Consider the following 15,941-nt stretch of genomic DNA (forward strand, 5'->3'; position numbering starts at 1 on the left):
AAGGAAGAAACCAAAGCAATTAAAGAAAGTACTACGGATCCTGAGAGTGGCTACTATGTGAAAGATGAACGAACAAAACAGTTTGCCTATTCATTCCATGTGGCCGCAGACGGCAACGGTTTTGTATTGGGAACGATTGTAACACCTGGTAATACACATGACAGTCATATTTTGGAGCCACTTGTTGAGCAAGTGATTGAGAAAGTTGGAAAACCAGAAGCAGTTGCCGCAGATGCAGCTTATAAAACACCAGCGATTACAAGCTACCTATTTAACAAAGAAATCACACCTGCCTTTACCCTATACACGTCCTCGTACAAAAGAAGGATTCTTTCGCAAACATGACTATGTTTACGATGAACACTTTGATTGTTACCTTTGCCCTTCGGGAGAAACTTTAAAGTACTCAACAACAAATAAAGAGGGCTATCGCGAGTACAAATCGCCAAAACAAATTTGTGCAACATGCTCATTTTTATCACGGTGTACGGAAAGCAAAGGCCATCAAAAAGTAGTGACACGGCATATCTGGCAAGCATATGTGGAAGAAGCAGATCATCTGCGTCATCATCAAGAGGTAAAACCTATATATGCGAAACGCAAAGAAACGATTGAGCGTGATTCGCAGATGCAAAAGAAAAGCATGGTATGCGTTGGACTACTTTAAGGGGACTTAAAAAATTGTCGATGCAGGCGATGCTTACTTTCGCTGCCATGAATGTAAAGAAGATGGCCACTTGGACATGGCAAGGTCCTAAAACGGCTTAACATAGTGGCTCGAAGAGCCCAAATCTCGTAACCTTTGGTCAAAATTTCAAAGGAATTTCAAAAGGGGTTCGGAATTTTTTAATTCCGAACCCCTTTTGTCTACAAACTGAAACCACTTATTGTGGTCTTCCTTTACGCCCTATGGAACTAAACCAGCTAATAGGAAGTCAATATTTTTCTCTAAAATTTTCATTTCCCTTATGATATACTATTTTTGTTCATGACAAATAACCCTCCAAAACCCTTTTGGAAGGATCTGTTTCACAAAATCGTTAATCAGGCTAAATCTAGGAATGCTTCTTTTCTCTTTAATAAAGCGTAAATCCAATGAAGCAACTTATTCATACAGGCAACGATCGCTACTTTGGCCGGTTTTCCTTCTGATTTTTTCTTATCATAGAAGGCTTTAAGCTTTTTGTTCCTTGAACTTCTTATGCCACATAGTACGGCAAGATACAGAGAATGACGTAGTCTGCTCGAACCTCTTTTAGTAATACGATTAATGGTTGCCGTAAACTTACCCGATGAGTGAACACTTGGATCTACTCCAGCGAAGGCAACTAGTTTTTTCGGGTGATTAAACCGATCGATTTCACCAATTTCAGAGATAATCGTGGCTGCGATTTTTTCTCCGATACCGGGAATCGATTGGATGATCTTATATTCTTCCAGTTCATTTGCCAGGGCCACTATACGATCTTCCAACTCAGAGAGGTGTCCCTGGTAATGAAAAAGCAACTCAATATACATACGAAGATTGATTACGTGACTTTGATACACGTTTATTTGAAATGGATTTCGAGACGCGGAGTCCATTATTTTTTTTGCTTTTTCCCATGCCCATTGACCCGATCGGCTAGGACAGAACTCTATAACACTCTCTGCTAGTTTACTTTCTCCGGCTGCTAATACCGCCTCTGAAGTGGGATATTCCTTTAGCATCATTAATGAAACCTTTGAAAATAAATCGCCAAAAACCTTTCGGTATTCAGGAAACAGTTGATCTAAAATAGTGTGAAACTGAAGTTTAGCTTCCACATACATATTCGTTACGATTTCCTGTTGTCTGGACAAATTCCGAAGGTCTACTCACTGAATTCCTCTAATCTTATGAGGTTCTAAATCCTCTTTGTAATACAGCACACACAACTGATACGCATCGATAGCGTCTGTTTTTACCTTCCGTAAACTGGTTTTCTTTGCCTGATAAGAGATAATCGGATTTAGTAAGATATATAGAATCCCTTGTTCCTCCAAGTATTGAATAGCAGGAGTATGATAGTGCCCTGTAGATTCTAAAATGACCATAGGCATCTGCCCTGTCACTTCTTCAACCTCCTTTAAAAAATCTATAAAATGATCTAACTCCTCTTTGATATGCTTCATCGAAAAGCTATTTCCATACGGTTTAGATTGATCTAAAAATGCCTGAACTTGGCTCTCTCCTTTTGCCACATCCAGACCAACAACTGGATTCATTGTTTTTTCCTCCTCTACTTACTAACCAGTACCCTTTGTCCTCTCCATGTAGTGTCATAGCTTCGCTTGTTATACGAGATCTGCGTCCCAACCAGCCTCAAACATGTTTCTACAAGTAGGGGTGGCTACTGATATAATAGATTCTATTAAAAAAGGTCAACCAGTAAAAACTGGCTAACCTTATAATACGAACGCACCCGTTAGTTCATTAAGAAAATCAACAACACCTTTAACAGAGCTAACCCCTACTTAATACAAGTAGGGGCCTTTAGTGTAGTTTGTTCAATGCTAAGACTAAGTCCATCAACTACTTATCCTCCATAAGGCAACGGTACCGTTGACACACGCTATATTTCGCTTTTTTTCTCTACCAGAAATTAAAATCTAGATAATTATGAAAACTATATATTTATTTCCTTTTAAGGAAATATAAACCATAATTTATTGAAATAATATTCAGGAGATGGATTTATGAAAAGATTAGGAATTAAAGCAACTTCTGGAATTCTCAGTGGAGTGTTATTATTGAGCACTGTGATTGTACCAATAGAAAGCGCTTTTGCTAGTTCAATTGTAAAAGTACAAGAAAATGATGATGTTCTTTTTACTGATGAAGAAATTCAATCGATGGAAGAATTCTTTATGAATTACGATGAAGATGAATTCTATAGAATTTTGGAAATTGCAGTAAATGAAACAAAATCTGAATTTATAGATCCAAGTGTTGCAGAAGAGATATTGAATAAAGAATCAAATGATGTTATTGTAATAGTTCCTTATGGAAAGGTGACTTTAACTGCTAAAGCTGGAGCAAAAGCGATTAAAGCAACAATGAGTAAAGTTGGTAAAACCGGCTGGAATAAAATGATAGGAAAAATAGAATCAATGACTGGAACACAGTTAGCTGTTCTTCATTGGGAATCTATTAATAAATTTTTAGACTTTGCTGTAAGCTCTGGTGGTACTATTGAAGATGCGTTGACAAGTTTTCTCGTTAAAAAAGGTCATTTTAATAAGACGGTTGCTACATATATCTCTAAAGCTTTTGTTTTAATAGTTTTTTAAATCTAGTAAAAAGTGATGTGTATTATGAGTAAAAAACAGCAAATTTGGCTAGCTATATTACTTATCCTTAGTTTAATTTATTTTATTGGTGGAATGATATCCGAAAACGACTCAGGTTACCCTTTATGGCACAGAACTCTTGGTTTATTAGGCTGTATTATTTGGGGAACGCTACTTTTTAGTGTCTGGAAAAGCAAGCAAAAAAAATAACATATAGACGGCATACCATTTAATGTGCCGTGCAGAGTGTAGATAAACCCCTTTTCCCAAAGATTCATTGGAGAAAAAGGGGTTTTTTTATCTTTTTATTAGACCATGAAAGAAGGACACAACATATTGTTGATAACTTTTTATAAAATTGCCAGCTGATATGCCGAGATCTTGATTGAGAGATTATAGATAATATAATCGTAAAATTATTTGGTATTCACTTCACCCGCAATTTTTGACCCACAACTGCATCATTCAGGTTGATCATCCGCCGCATGCCCGGATCAAAGACGAAAACTACACAAAAGACATTTTACAATGAATTGTGGGTAAAAAAAGGGGTGAAACCCCTCTCACTACTTTTCGTTGCTTTTTTACCCCACAAAAAAAACCCTCAACACCAGAGGCGCCAAGGGTTTAAAGCTATTAATACATGGACATATATTGTTCGCGTTCCCATGGGTGGACTTGCGTGCGGAACATATCCCATTCGATTTCTTTTGCTTCGATGAAGTGTTCAAGCAGGTGTTCGCCTAACGCATCTTTGATGACTGGATCGGCTTTCAATGTTTCCAATGCAGCATATAAAGTGGCCGGAAGGTCAACGATGCCTACTTCTTCACGCTCTTCTTTGTTCATGACATAGATATTGCGGTCAACCGGAGCTGGAGGAGTCAGGTCGTTCTTGATTCCGTCAAGACCAGCTTTTAGCAGGACGGCAAGTGCCAAGTATGGGTTTGCTGCTGGGTCGACACTGCGTACCTCTACGCGCGTGCTCACTCCACGTGAAGCCGGGATACGGATTAACGGGCTGCGGTTTTTAGCGGACCATGCAACATAGCAAGGCGCTTCGTAGCCAGGTACTAGACGTTTGTATGAGTTAACAGTTGGGTTCGTTACCGCTGTGAAGCTTGGAGCATGCTTGATGATCCCTGCGATAAATTGCTCAGCTGTTTTGCTTAGTTCCAATTTGCCTGATTTATCATAGAATGCGTTTTCGTTGCCTTTGAATAGGGAAACGTTACAGTGCATTCCAGATCCATTAACACCGAATAATGGTTTCGGCATGAATGTGGCGTGCAAGCCATGTTTGCGGGCAATCGTTTTAACAACAAGTTTGAATGTTTGTATGTTATCACAAGCTGAAATGGCATCGGCATATTTAAAATCGATTTCATGTTGTCCTGGAGCTACTTCATGGTGGGATGCTTCAATTTCAAATCCCATTTCTTCAAGCTCAAGAACGATATCACGACGGCAGTTTTCCCCTAAGTCCGTAGGTGCAAGGTCAAAGTATCCGCCTTTATCATTCAATTCTAGAGTAGGCTCTCCGTTTGCGTCCAGTTTGAATAAGAAGAATTCCGGTTCCGGCCCTAGATTGAAATCCGTGAAGCCCATTTCTCTAGCTTCAGCAAGAACACGTTTTAAGTTTGCACGGGGATCCCCATCGAAAGGTGTTCCATCGGTATTGTAAATGTCACAAATCAAGCGTGCCACTTTGCCTTTTTCGGAAGTCCAAGGGAAGATGACCCATGTATTTAAATCAGGATATAGATACATATCGGATTCTTCGATACGTACAAATCCTTCAATGGATGATCCGTCAAACATCATTTTATTATCAAGCGCTTTTTCCAATTGACTGACCGGGATTTCAACATTTTTAATTGTCCCTAAAATGTCAGTAAACTGTAAACGAATGTACTTAACATTTTCTTCTTTCGCTAAACGAGTGATGTCTTCACGTGTGAACTTTGCCAATTTTTATTCCCCCTAATAATCATTCATAATCATATTTATTATTGGAAAAAACGGGACATATCCCCTTGCCGAAGAGACGTTCGGTGCTTGCTTCCTTGTAAGAGCTCGGCACGCAGAAGCTTGCGAAGCTCCTCGTCACTAAGGTCATGTCTTATTTTTTCCGCTTGTTCTAAATCTTGTGTCTTGGGTAAATTCTGTTCCTTTACAGTGAAAATCTTTTTGATGCCGGCCAGATTGACTCCTTGTTCGATTAAATCCTTAATCTCAAGCAGTCGATCGATGTCATTCAAAGAAAAAACCCGACGATTTCCATCTGTTCTCATAGGAGTAATTAATTGATGCTCTTCGTAATACCGAATTTGGCGTGCAGACAACTCAGTTAGCTGCATGACGATTCCGATGGAAAAAAGAGGCATCGAACGCCGAATGTTGTTGCCGCTCATTCTTAGCATCCTCCTTTAGCTTATCTTAATCTCATCTTATATTATGTTATTAAACTTGTCAAGATGATGTTACATTTCATGACATGTTTTAAACAAAAAGTGGCTTTCCAAAACTGAACAAATATTATGACTATTGATTTTTGCAGGAATCCAATCACTTGGATTCCTGTTAAGCGCATATCTCTATTTATAATTGGATCAGTTTTTTGTCCATCAGCACATTCACTGCAGTCAATACAGCGATCTTCACATGGGCATACGTCAATCCGCCCTGGACATAGGCTACATATGGAGCCCTTGTCGGCCCATCCGCGGTAAGCTCGATGCTGGCACCTTGGATGAAGGTCCCTGCAGCCATGATGACATCGTCTTCATAGCCCGGCATATAGGCAGGATATGGCGTCACATGGGAATTGATCGGTGAGGCATATTGGATTGCCTGACAAAAGGCGACCATCTTATCACGATCATCGAATTGGACTGATTGAATCAAATCGGTGCGCTTTGCATCCCATTTCGGATAAGTGTTCATCCCGATTTTCCCCAACAATGCAGATGTGAAAATCGCCCCTTTAACAGCTTGTCCAACGACATGCGGCGCAAGGAAGAACCCTTGGTACATCTCCTGCAGGCTATAAAGCGATGCACCTGCTTCGGCTCCTATTCCCGGAGACGTCAATCGGTAGGAGCAAGCTTCAACCAAATCTTTTTTACCTACAATGTAGCCACCGGTCTTCACTATCCCGCCACCTGGGTTCTTGATCAGTGACCCTGCCATCAAATCCGCTCCGACATGACATGGTTCCTGCGTTTCCACAAATTCACCGTAGCAATTGTCAACGAATACAACGATTTCCGGATTGATCTCTTTTACGAACGAAATCATTTCCTTGATTTCAGCAATCGTAAAGGATGGGCGTGTCGCATATCCCTTCGAACGTTGAATGCCGATCATCTTCGTATGCGGTTGAATGGCTTGTTTGACAGCCTCGAAATCAACGCTTCCAGATTTCGCCAACGGAACGGAGTTGTAGCTTATTTGAAAATCCCGCAATGAACCGATACCGGTTCCCCTAATGCCGACAATCTCTTCCAACGTGTCATATGGCTTTCCGGTTATGTATAATAACTCATCGCCTGGGCGCAGGATGCCGAAAAGGGCAGTGGAAATGGCATGTGTGCCAGAAATGATTTGGGAACGCACCAATCCTGCTTCCGCCCCAAACACTTCGGCATAAATCAATTCCAACGTATCGCGCCCTATATCATCGTAGCCATAACCCGTCGTAGGGATGAAATGGGAATCACTCACTTTATGTGCTTGGTAACTTTGCAATACACGAAATTGATTTTCTTCAATTCGTTCGTCCACTTGCTTATGTAATGGAGAAATCATTGCTTCCACTTCTTTGGCAATGTTTTGCAACATTTCTCCGTTCGTTAACTGCTGATACATCAAAATTCCCCTTTATAACGAATATTTCTCTAGCTGCCCTGTCAATGGATGATCAGCTAGACAAAAACCTTTGCATTCATATCTTTCCGAGTCTTCATTAAAGGAGAGAGTGCGCAAGATGGTTTCATTTTTCAGCTGTGATAATAGTTTACCCTCACTCGAAGGGAGAAAAACATAATAAGGAACCATTTCCTCAATCACGTACTTTTCAATTTCTTCCATGATTTGATTCAAATCCGATTGTTCATAGGCACTGACCAATAATGAAGGGTGGCTGGACGTTCTTACAAAATCGGCGTGGGTCCTGTCTTTCTTATTATACAATGTTAGCTGTGGAATGGAAGGGACTTCTAAGTCATTTAGCAAATCCTGCACCGTTTTCTGATGGTTAAAATAATCTGAACTTGAGGAATCGACCACATGCAGCAATAAATCCGCTTCTTTCAATTCTTCCAGCGTCGAGCGGAATGCTGCGATTAGGGAGGTCGGCAAATCCTGGATAAAGCCGACCGTATCCGTCAAGAGCACGGTGAAGCCGCTTGGCAGGATCGCCTTTCTCGTCATGGGATCAAGAGTCGCGAACAGCTGGTTTTCCTCGAAGGAATCCGCCTCCGTCAGGCGGTTGAACAATGTCGATTTACCCGCATTCGTATAACCGACAAGGGCGATTTGAAAAGCCTTGTTCCTTTTTCTTCTGTCGCGATAGCGTTCACGATGCTTCACTATTCCACTTAATTGTTGCTTGATTTCATCAATTTTCCCGCGGATATGGCGACGATCGCTTTCCAGTTTCGTTTCTCCCGGGCCCCTCGTGCCAATTCCGCCTCCAAGCCTGGACAATGCCGTCCCCTGTCCAACCAAACGCGGTAATAGGTATTGGAGCTGAGCCAATTCAACTTGAAGCTTCCCTTCCCTGGAACGTGCGCGTTGCGCAAATATATCGAGGATAAGCTGTGTCCGGTCAATGATTCTTGCTTCTAGCTGTTTGGAAAGGTTTCGGATCTGACTCGGGGATAATTCATCGTTGAAGATGAATAAATCCGGCTCCAGCTCTTCTTCAAGGTTCCGAAGCTCCTCCACTTTTCCTTTTCCTATATATGTAGCCGGATCGATGCTTGTCCTTTTTTGGGTGATGGTCATCAGCACCTCGCCATTCGCCGTCTTCGCCAACGAGGCCAATTCATCAAGTGAATATTCGAAACGTTCATTTTCCTCCGTTGTCTGACACCCTATCAACACGGCCTTTTCCTTCATCATTTCTTCCAAAAACGCCCACCACCTATATTAAGATTTCAGTTTATCATAACAAAAAAAATGAACAGATAAAACTTTACGGAAAACAAAGCTTTACCCGTTTTAAAAATTTCGATAACATGCTAAAATCAAATTTGACTTTACCATCAAAATAGAAAAGACATAGAGGGAACATGCAAATGACATGGGAAGTATTAAGTTTCATAGGTACGATTGCTTTTGCCATTAGCGGCACCATCATCGCCATGGAAGAAGAGTATGATATTTTAGGAGTGTACATTTTAGGAATCATAACCGCGTTTGGCGGAGGTGCAATCAGGAACCTGCTGATAGGCGTCCCCGTTTCAACCTTATGGGACCAAAGCTTCTATTTCATCATCGCTTTACTATCCATTACCATCGTTTTTGTTTTTCCTACCATCCTATCGAAACATTGGGACAGATGGGGGAACTTCAGTGATGCCATTGGACTTTCAGCCTTCGCCATCCAAGGGGCGATGTATGCGGTAGAATTAAACCATCCAATTAGCGCCATCATTGTATCAGCGGCATTAACCGGATGCGGCGGCGGTATTGTCCGTGATGTGTTGGCCGGCCGGAAACCATTGGTCTTCAGAAAAGAAATTTACGTAGTGTGGGCCATCATTGCAGGCATGGCATTAGGAAGCGGTGTTTTGTCCCAGGCATGGCAGCTATATACGCTCTTTGCGATCATTACCATTTTACGCGTCCTATCCTACACCTACAATTGGCACCTTCCCAATAAAAAATGGGTGCCGAAAACATAAATTTGAAAAGCCCGCCATTTCCGCGGGCTTTTCTATGTGATTCATTCTTTCTCATCATCTTCAAAAATCAAGTCTTGGCCGGTAAGGGTCAGTAAATCCGTTCTTTCGAAGGAATCCTCCAGCAAAAGCCGCATCGCCTGTGCCCTGATCGACTTTTCAATCACGTTGCGTATATAGCGGCCGTTAGAAAATGAAATAGAGCTGCGATATGATCGCAAGATGATCAAGTGTTCCTTTAATTTCCTTTCAGCCTCACGATTCATGATATATTCACGCTCCTGCAGCATCCGGTCGGCTATTTCCATCAATTGATCGATCGTATAATCCGGAAAATCAACTACGAGCGGAAACCTGGAATGAAGGCCGGGGTTAAGGCTGAGGAAATAATCCATTTCCCGTGAATACCCGGCAAGAATCAAAATGAATTCGTGCTGGCGATCCTCCATATGTTTGACAAGGGTATCAATGGCCTCTTTCCCAAAGTCCTTTTCGCCGCCCCTTCCCAAGGAATATGCCTCATCGATGAATAAGATCCCGCCAATCGCTTTCTTTATTAAATCCCTCGTTTTTTGGGCAGTATGACCGATATACTCTCCAACTAAATCCGCCCTCTCCGCTTCGATTAAATGCCCTTTTGAGAGTACATTCATTTTTTGAAACAACTTCCCGATTAAACGCGCAACCGTTGTTTTTCCCGTTCCGGGATTTCCTTTGAACATCATATGCAATGCTTGACGGCCAGTCTTCATTCCTTTAGCCTCGCGCTGTTTGTTGATATAGATCCACGCATATATTTCTTTGATCATCCGTTTCATTTCTTCCATCCCGACCAGCGATTTCAGCTCCTCTTCGATTTCCCTCAGGGCTGCATGCTGGTGAGGTATTTCCTGTACCAAAATTTCTTTTATCGGCAGATCCTTTTGTAGCGTTTTTCTATTTTCCGCATTAAACACGATATTGATTTGCCCGTTATTTTTCATACGGATCGGTTGTTCCAATGCATTCACCTCTCCATCTTGGACCCTTGACTCCACGATTGCATTCTATTTCCGATTTATGATGGGAATGCTTATGTAACATAAGCCGAAACTTTCCCCCGTCGGGAAATTCCCTTATTTCTTTTCGTGAATTCAGAAAATGCCAGGGTAAAATGCCAGCTTTCCTTTTCAACGGTGCATGATCACGACTGAATTCTTCCATTGAAACTATATTCCGACAAACTTCCTTCCAATTCGCCCGTTTAAACGGGGAATTGTCAATTCCTGCGGTTTCCCGGAAAATAATCGTCCCTAGATATATATTCAAAACACGTACGTAACATTATCGATTATTTGAAAAAACGAGCAGTGCATACAAAAAAAACAGGCCGCCATTAGCGAAACCTGTTTTTCACATCCTTATATATATGACTATTCCTTCACTTCGTAATCAATTTGAACATTACGTTGTGGAGCGAATGTAGAAATGGCATGTTTATAGACCAATTGCTGCTTGCCTTCCGATTCAAATAATACCGTAAAATTATCAAACCCTTTAACTTGCCCCCTGATCTGGAACCCATTCAATAAAAATACCGTTACATAGGTGCCGTCTTTTCGTAATTGGTTAAGAAATTGATCCTGGATATTTACTGATTGTTTCATGTATTAGTCCTCCTCTTTTCTCTCTAAATTTATGTATTCGCCTTCGTTGAAAAGCTTTCCTGCTATAAATCCAGATATTTCATGTATTTTTTTCGGAAATCCCTCTAGATCGGTCATATTAAACCAGATGACATCCATCTTATTCCTGAACCAAGTCAATTGCCTTTTTGCATATCGACGGGAATTTTGCTTTAAAGTCTCGACCGCCTCATCCACTGAAGCCCTTCCATCAAAATAATCATATATTTCTTTATAGCCTATGGCCTGAATGGATTGGCAATCCTTCAAACCTTGATCATAAAACGACTGAACCTCATGAATCAGCCCTTCATCTACCATTCCATCAACTCGTTGATCGATACGCTGATATAATTTTTCACGTTCCATCGTCAAGCCGATGATGCACGTTTCATATTTCAATTCCGTCGGCTGATCATCGAGCTGCTCGCTCATCGTTTTACCTGTGCAATGAAAAATCTCAAGTGCCCTGATTACACGCCTTACATTATTAGGGTGAATCCGCTTCGCACTCTCAGGATCAACCTTCCGTAATTGGTCAAAAACCGGATCGATTCCTGACTCTCTTATTTGTTTTTCCAAACCTTCTCGATATTCTAGGTCGGACGGGGCTTCTGAAAACTGATAATCATAAATCACCGATTGTATGTATAATCCTGTTCCGCCAACGATAATAGGGAGCTTCCCCCTGCCATGGATATCCTCGATGCAAGCATTTGCACGCTCCTGAAACTCTGCGGCACTAAAAGGTTCATCCGGCTCCTTGATATCAAGTAAATAATGAGGAACGCCTTCCATTTCCTCCATCTTGATCTTTGCAGTTCCTATGTCCATGCCTTTATATACCTGCATGGAATCGCCGCTGATAATTTCACCATTAAATAACTTTGCCATCTCAATGCTCATTTTTGTCTTGCCAACAGCAGTCGGTCCAATGATAACGAGAAGCTTTCCTTTTTGTTGTTTCACATTCTCACTGCCTTATATGATTTTTTCCCTATCTTAACATAATCTCGTTGAAAGCAGCTAAACATCTACCCATTCTGTCCATTTCCCATTGTTTTATTCATTCCTCCTTCCTGTGAAATCTGTTCAAGAGGCATTAGTAAAATGGAGCCCTTCCATATAGCTGGAGTTTAAGCGGAATCTAGGGGGATTCTTTGAATGAAGACACAAAAAAGGATGATTCCGCTACATCAGCAATCATCCTTTTTCGGCATGGTGCACAGACCTGCCTTCTTAATCCATTCAGATTGGTCTCCCATTCACTGGTATCATCATCAATACGGAAGTTTCCTTCTCATTCGATTGCACCAGGATCTCTCCATCATATCTGTTCACCAAGTCTTTTACGATGAATAAACCTTGACCGCGAACCTTGCCCTTTTGGGGCTTTTTGGTTGAAAATCCGCTAATGAATATATTTTCCTGATCGAAGGGCGCTATCATAGGCCCGGTGTTCGTGATCCTAAAGGTATACTTTTCCTCATCAGCTATGCAGGCAATGTTCATTCGGCGCTCATTCTCTGGCAATTCAACCGTTGCTTCAATCGCATTATCGATGACATTTGACAATAATTTAATCAAATCGATCGTTTTCACCCTGTTAAACGAGTTAGGTGAAACATCGATTTTAATATCGATGTTATAATTTTGGGCCGAGAGTTTTTTTGTCTCCAACAGTACAGACAGGCCCGGATGACTTACATCCAGCTTCATCGATTCGAGGGAATGAACCTCTTTTGATAGACCTGTTAAATAATCGAGGGCTTTATCATTCTCCTTCAATTTAAGGAGACCATGTATAACCTGAATATGATTGGAAAAGTCATGCCTTAATGAACGAACTGAAGCTATGAGCGATTGAAATTCCGATTGATACGTATCCTCCGTATCCCCGACTTCACGCGTCAGTTCTTTTTGATACCACTTTTGAACGACAAAAAAGGTAACCAGCAGCATGATAACAAAGCCTCCATTATAAACGAGGATGGCAATACTGCTTCTTAATACCTTTCCATTAATGGAGTTTATATTCTCGGCACTTACATCGATCCCTAAAAACCCTATGATGGAGCCAGCTTTATTTTTGATTGGCACTCCCACAGTCAAATAATCGCCATACTCCGGATCATCCAGTATCCCGGTAATGAAGCTTTTGCCTTGATAGGCCTGTCTGACCTGCTTTGGAGGGACGGTACACACTCCGCCTATGGGAAAATCCCCTTTATGATCTTTAGAAAATCCTGTAATCATAGCTTTTGACACTTTCGGATTATCGACCATGATGGTGTAAACATACAAAGCCCCGATTTTTTCTCTTGCATCTTCTAAGTACGCTTTAATATCCTTATATTCCCGGCTCTTTACTTGGTTATCGAGAAATCGCTCATAGGCCTCTACATCCATGGAGTCGGCAATGGATCTGGCAGCTACCAAGTTTTGATTTGCAACTGATTTTTGAACAGAATTTTTAATGCTTAAATAAGTAGAAAACATATTCAGAAGAATGAAAGCGATTAATAATAGGATGGTCAAATAAAAAAATGCCCTTAACTTTTTATTTTTCATAGATTTAAACGTACCTCGTCTCTAGCAGTTAAAAGTTAACGAACCTATTCTGAGTTTACTATATACAGGAACAAACATATAGAGAAATATCCACGTCTCACTTCAACAGCAGGTAAATAAAACTATAAGTTTTGAAATAACTAACAAAATACCCACATCTTTTTTGGTTCTTTAACTTTTTTACATGCTAATCTAAGCGGAATGTCTATATTAATTATTTCCATTAAAATATGTTATTTCCAAACGAATATAATTTTACTATATATTTATTTTAAAAAGGAAAAAAAGAAGAAAATTAATTATATATTTTTCTTTTCAAATATATAATTTTACCCTTTAGATGGAAATATTTCAATATTTTCTCTTTACATCCCATCAAAATTAACGTTTTTCTTCTCGATTGCAACACCAATTCGCAATAAAATATTCATAAAATAGCAATAGGTCATTTGGACCGATATCACGCGGCCTTTAATGAGCACGAAAGAAGTTTCCATTTAACAGAAAATAAAGAAATCCTTATTTAAAATGTCACATATTCCCTTTCAAAAACCATAGACATCGTTTTCTTTCGCAATCCCGTTTCCCACTTCTTTCACTTAGCTTGTAAATTCCAATAAAAAACCTTGAAAGGTCTAAGCCAATCAAGGGGTTCATTATAATTTAGATTTCTTCCGGGATTTTCAATCCTTCGATAAAGGATTGAAAACTCTCGGCAATTTTATAAATATTTTCATCCTGGCTTGAAGGATCCGAATACCAACCTTGATCCCAGAAGTATATTCCCTTTTCCTCTTCGTTATTTATCAGCAAGATCTTGCCGGCACACGTATCATTACCAATGATGATGCAATTTTTATGTAAATCATCTTTATTCTCTTCGTGCCATTTCCGTAAATCCAGCCCTTTATCCTCAAGATCTAATCCGTAGAGAACATTCAAGCAAACGAGGGTATCCAATGTATCTACATAAAACTTGCTGTTTTGCACCTCAGATATGCCGCCATTATACTTAAGGAGGAATTGTTTATAATCTGCAGGAATTTCAAATCCGACAAATTCCTGAAAACCATCCACTGCCTCTTGTGTCGCTTTTCCATATCCAGTAATATTCACCATTCTACCAACTCCATTTCATTATATAGTCGCAACTTCCAACCCGACAATCCCATTCCCGAATCCATTTTCATCGAAGCCTATTGAACATCGTTCCCGTCTTAACTGGAGAATTAAACGTTCTTTTACCGATGAAGTTCCTTGAAGAATAAATTATTCATTAGAATCTTAAACATACCACTTTTTTAAATATACTAACATAATTTTACCATTTTTTTCTGTATTTTCAGATATTTTTTTCATTTCCTGGCCATGCTTATCCATAAAAAGGGAAAAGGACGACCTTTTCATCAATAAGTCCATGTTGCATGAAAAAAAGACAGCTATCCTGACGAGGATAAAATCCGGGGAGGGTTTGTAAAAATGTGAATGCAACAAGCAGACTTATGAAAAAGGAAATATGTAACGGCCCCACTCTATGAATATAATAAATATTACGTTTTGCTTGATACTTCCTTCTATTATATTTGTATATATCCTAAGAAATCTCTTTATAAAGGCATGGTAATAAGAAGTGCTGCAAAATTACCCCAGAATGGTAGGTACCTCCCATTACCTTCCGATCACTCTTCATTAACAAGCTAAAATTATAGTCATATCAAGTAAAATTCATTTGAAATTAACAGATCAGAGTCGTATGATTAGTAGTATCGGCGGAAAAATATAAATAAAATTAAATTTAGATTAAAGGGGAATTAGATATGGTAGATGTAATGTCAAAATCAATACCTGAACATGATGCACTTAGTATTTCTGCAAACCAAGAAAAATTGGATATCCTAGATCAGCTTTTAAAGCCTGAGGTTCAGGCATCCCTCAATACTTTAGTCGATCAGCTTCCAAAGCTGACTGAATTAGTGAATATTTTAACAAAGTCTTATGATTTCGCTCAATCGGTGGCAACGGATGATGTCCTGAAAAACGATACCGTCAGTGCGATCTCGGAAATCGCAACACCTGTGGTCGGTTCCGTGAAAGGTCTTGCGGCTACCGCAATCGAAGCGAAGGATCGCGCAGAAGCAAATCATGATGTGATCGGTCTTTTTGGCTTGTTAAAAATGATGAAAGACCCGGAGGCACAAAAGCTTTTCCGTTTCGCGCAAGCGTTCCTGGAAGTCTCTTCAGAACGTAAAAACCAAAAATAATGTCTAACACATACAAACAGTAAGAACGGGGGATTTACTATGTCAAAACAAATCGTCATCTTAGGTGCCGGATACGCTGGTTTACTATCTGCGTTGTCCGTACGTGAATATTACAACAAGGATGAAGTGCAGGTTACCGTGGTGAACCAATTTCCAACCCACCAAATCATCACTGAATTGCACCGTCTTGCCGGCGGTTCGATTTCCGAGCAAGCTGTTTCGAT

13 protein-coding genes and 3 pseudogenes are annotated in these 15,941 nt (G+C 40.2%); 6 read left to right on the forward strand and 10 right to left on the reverse strand.

What is annotated here, in order from left to right:
• Window positions 1-768, forward strand: a pseudogene (locus AS888_RS25730) (transposase); the annotation flags it as partial.
• A gap of 276 nt (window positions 769-1,044) precedes the next feature.
• Here AS888_RS25730 and AS888_RS11780 read toward each other — a convergent pair.
• Window positions 1,045-2,247 (reverse strand): annotated as a pseudogene (locus AS888_RS11780) (IS110 family RNA-guided transposase).
• A gap of 471 nt (window positions 2,248-2,718) precedes the next feature.
• Between AS888_RS11780 and AS888_RS11785 the strand changes: the two are divergent.
• Window positions 2,719-3,312 (forward strand): hypothetical protein, encoded by a 594-nt coding sequence (locus tag AS888_RS11785; RefSeq protein ID WP_061142352.1) that lies wholly within the window; start codon window positions 2,719-2,721, stop codon window positions 3,310-3,312.
• A 24-nt stretch (window positions 3,313-3,336) separates the two neighbouring features.
• Window positions 3,337-3,522 carry a hypothetical protein gene (locus tag AS888_RS11790; protein ID WP_061142353.1) on the forward strand — a complete coding sequence of 62 codons (186 nt, stop codon included), beginning with the start codon at window positions 3,337-3,339 and terminating at the stop codon, window positions 3,520-3,522.
• Window positions 3,523-3,948: 426 nt separating this feature from the next.
• On the opposite strand, the gene glnA is transcribed toward AS888_RS11790, so the two are convergent.
• The 4 genes from glnA to hflX all read right to left on the reverse strand — a co-directional run bounded on the left by glnA (window position 3,949) and on the right by hflX (window position 8,439).
• Window positions 3,949-5,283: a type I glutamate--ammonia ligase gene (glnA, locus tag AS888_RS11795; RefSeq protein ID WP_061142354.1), complete on the reverse strand. Its 1,335-nt coding sequence runs from the start codon at window positions 5,281-5,283 to the stop codon at window positions 3,949-3,951.
• A gap of 38 nt (window positions 5,284-5,321) precedes the next feature.
• Complete coding sequence (locus AS888_RS11800; protein ID WP_061142355.1) at window positions 5,322-5,726, reverse strand: MerR family transcriptional regulator; 405 nt, start codon at window positions 5,724-5,726, stop codon at window positions 5,322-5,324.
• A 187-nt stretch (window positions 5,727-5,913) separates the two neighbouring features.
• A complete protein-coding gene (locus tag AS888_RS11805) occupies window positions 5,914-7,182 on the reverse strand; it encodes a methionine gamma-lyase family protein (RefSeq protein ID WP_061142356.1) in 1,269 nt (422 codons plus the stop codon).
• Window positions 7,183-7,194: 12 nt separating this feature from the next.
• Complete coding sequence (gene hflX / locus AS888_RS11810) at window positions 7,195-8,439, reverse strand: GTPase HflX (RefSeq protein WP_061142363.1); 1,245 nt, start codon at window positions 8,437-8,439, stop codon at window positions 7,195-7,197.
• Between the two features lie 176 nt (window positions 8,440-8,615).
• Between hflX and AS888_RS11815 the strand changes: the two genes are divergently transcribed.
• Window positions 8,616-9,224 carry a trimeric intracellular cation channel family protein gene (locus tag AS888_RS11815; protein ID WP_061142357.1) on the forward strand — a complete coding sequence of 203 codons (609 nt, stop codon included), beginning with the start codon at window positions 8,616-8,618 and terminating at the stop codon, window positions 9,222-9,224.
• A gap of 41 nt (window positions 9,225-9,265) precedes the next feature.
• Here AS888_RS11815 and spoVK read toward each other — a convergent pair whose 3' ends face one another.
• The 5 genes from spoVK to AS888_RS11845 all read right to left on the reverse strand — a co-directional run bounded on the left by spoVK (window position 9,266) and on the right by AS888_RS11845 (window position 14,575).
• Window positions 9,266-10,222, reverse strand: coding sequence for a stage V sporulation protein K (gene spoVK / locus AS888_RS11820; RefSeq protein ID WP_061142358.1), 957 nt, complete (start codon window positions 10,220-10,222; stop codon window positions 9,266-9,268).
• Window positions 10,223-10,633: 411 nt separating this feature from the next.
• Window positions 10,634-10,867 carry an RNA chaperone Hfq gene (gene hfq, locus AS888_RS11830; RefSeq protein WP_034313436.1) on the reverse strand — a complete coding sequence of 78 codons (234 nt, stop codon included), beginning with the start codon at window positions 10,865-10,867 and terminating at the stop codon, window positions 10,634-10,636.
• Window positions 10,868-10,870: 3 nt separating this feature from the next.
• Window positions 10,871-11,854, reverse strand: coding sequence for a tRNA (adenosine(37)-N6)-dimethylallyltransferase MiaA (miaA, locus tag AS888_RS11835; RefSeq protein ID WP_081092413.1), 984 nt, complete (start codon window positions 11,852-11,854; stop codon window positions 10,871-10,873).
• Between the two features lie 279 nt (window positions 11,855-12,133).
• Window positions 12,134-13,456: a sensor histidine kinase gene (locus AS888_RS11840; RefSeq protein WP_061142360.1), complete on the reverse strand. Its 1,323-nt coding sequence runs from the start codon at window positions 13,454-13,456 to the stop codon at window positions 12,134-12,136.
• Window positions 13,457-14,119: 663 nt separating this feature from the next.
• Window positions 14,120-14,575, reverse strand: a complete 456-nt coding sequence (locus AS888_RS11845; protein WP_061142361.1) for an SMI1/KNR4 family protein — start codon at window positions 14,573-14,575, stop codon at window positions 14,120-14,122.
• 710 nt (window positions 14,576-15,285) lie between these two features.
• On the opposite strand from AS888_RS11845, the gene AS888_RS11850 reads away from it, so the two are divergent.
• Together AS888_RS11850 and AS888_RS11855 are read left to right on the forward strand one after the other, a co-directional pair.
• Window positions 15,286-15,717, forward strand: a complete 432-nt coding sequence (locus AS888_RS11850; RefSeq protein ID WP_397251631.1) for a DUF1641 domain-containing protein — start codon at window positions 15,286-15,288, stop codon at window positions 15,715-15,717.
• 39 nt (window positions 15,718-15,756) lie between these two features.
• A pseudogene (locus tag AS888_RS11855) lies at window positions 15,757-15,941 on the forward strand (NAD(P)/FAD-dependent oxidoreductase); the annotation flags it as partial.

The sequence above is a fragment of the Peribacillus simplex genome, from assembly GCF_001542915.1.
Classification (GTDB): Bacteria; Bacillota; Bacilli; order Bacillales; family DSM-1321; genus Peribacillus; species Peribacillus simplex_B.

Bases quoted from the DNA above. Each gene is read 5' to 3' on its own strand.
- AS888_RS11785 (WP_061142352.1), top strand. From the start codon at position 2,719: ATGAAAAGATTAGGAATTAAAGCAACTTCTGGAATTCTCAGTGGAGTG.
- AS888_RS11790 (WP_061142353.1), top strand. From the start codon at position 3,337: ATGAGTAAAAAACAGCAAATTTGGCTAGCTATATTACTTATCCTTAGT.
- AS888_RS11800 (WP_061142355.1), bottom strand. From the start codon at position 5,726: ATGAGCGGCAACAACATTCGGCGTTCGATGCCTCTTTTTTCCATCGGA.
- AS888_RS11805 (WP_061142356.1), bottom strand. From the start codon at position 7,182: ATGTATCAGCAGTTAACGAACGGAGAAATGTTGCAAAACATTGCCAAA.
- hflX (WP_061142363.1), bottom strand. From the start codon at position 8,439: ATGATGAAGGAAAAGGCCGTGTTGATAGGGTGTCAGACAACGGAGGAA.
- AS888_RS11815 (WP_061142357.1), top strand. From the start codon at position 8,616: ATGACATGGGAAGTATTAAGTTTCATAGGTACGATTGCTTTTGCCATT.
- hfq (WP_034313436.1), bottom strand. From the start codon at position 10,867: ATGAAACAATCAGTAAATATCCAGGATCAATTTCTTAACCAATTACGA.
- AS888_RS11840 (WP_061142360.1), bottom strand. From the start codon at position 13,456: ATGAAAAATAAAAAGTTAAGGGCATTTTTTTATTTGACCATCCTATTA.
- AS888_RS11845 (WP_061142361.1), bottom strand. From the start codon at position 14,575: ATGGTGAATATTACTGGATATGGAAAAGCGACACAAGAGGCAGTGGAT.
- AS888_RS11850 (WP_397251631.1), top strand. From the start codon at position 15,286: ATGTCAAAATCAATACCTGAACATGATGCACTTAGTATTTCTGCAAAC.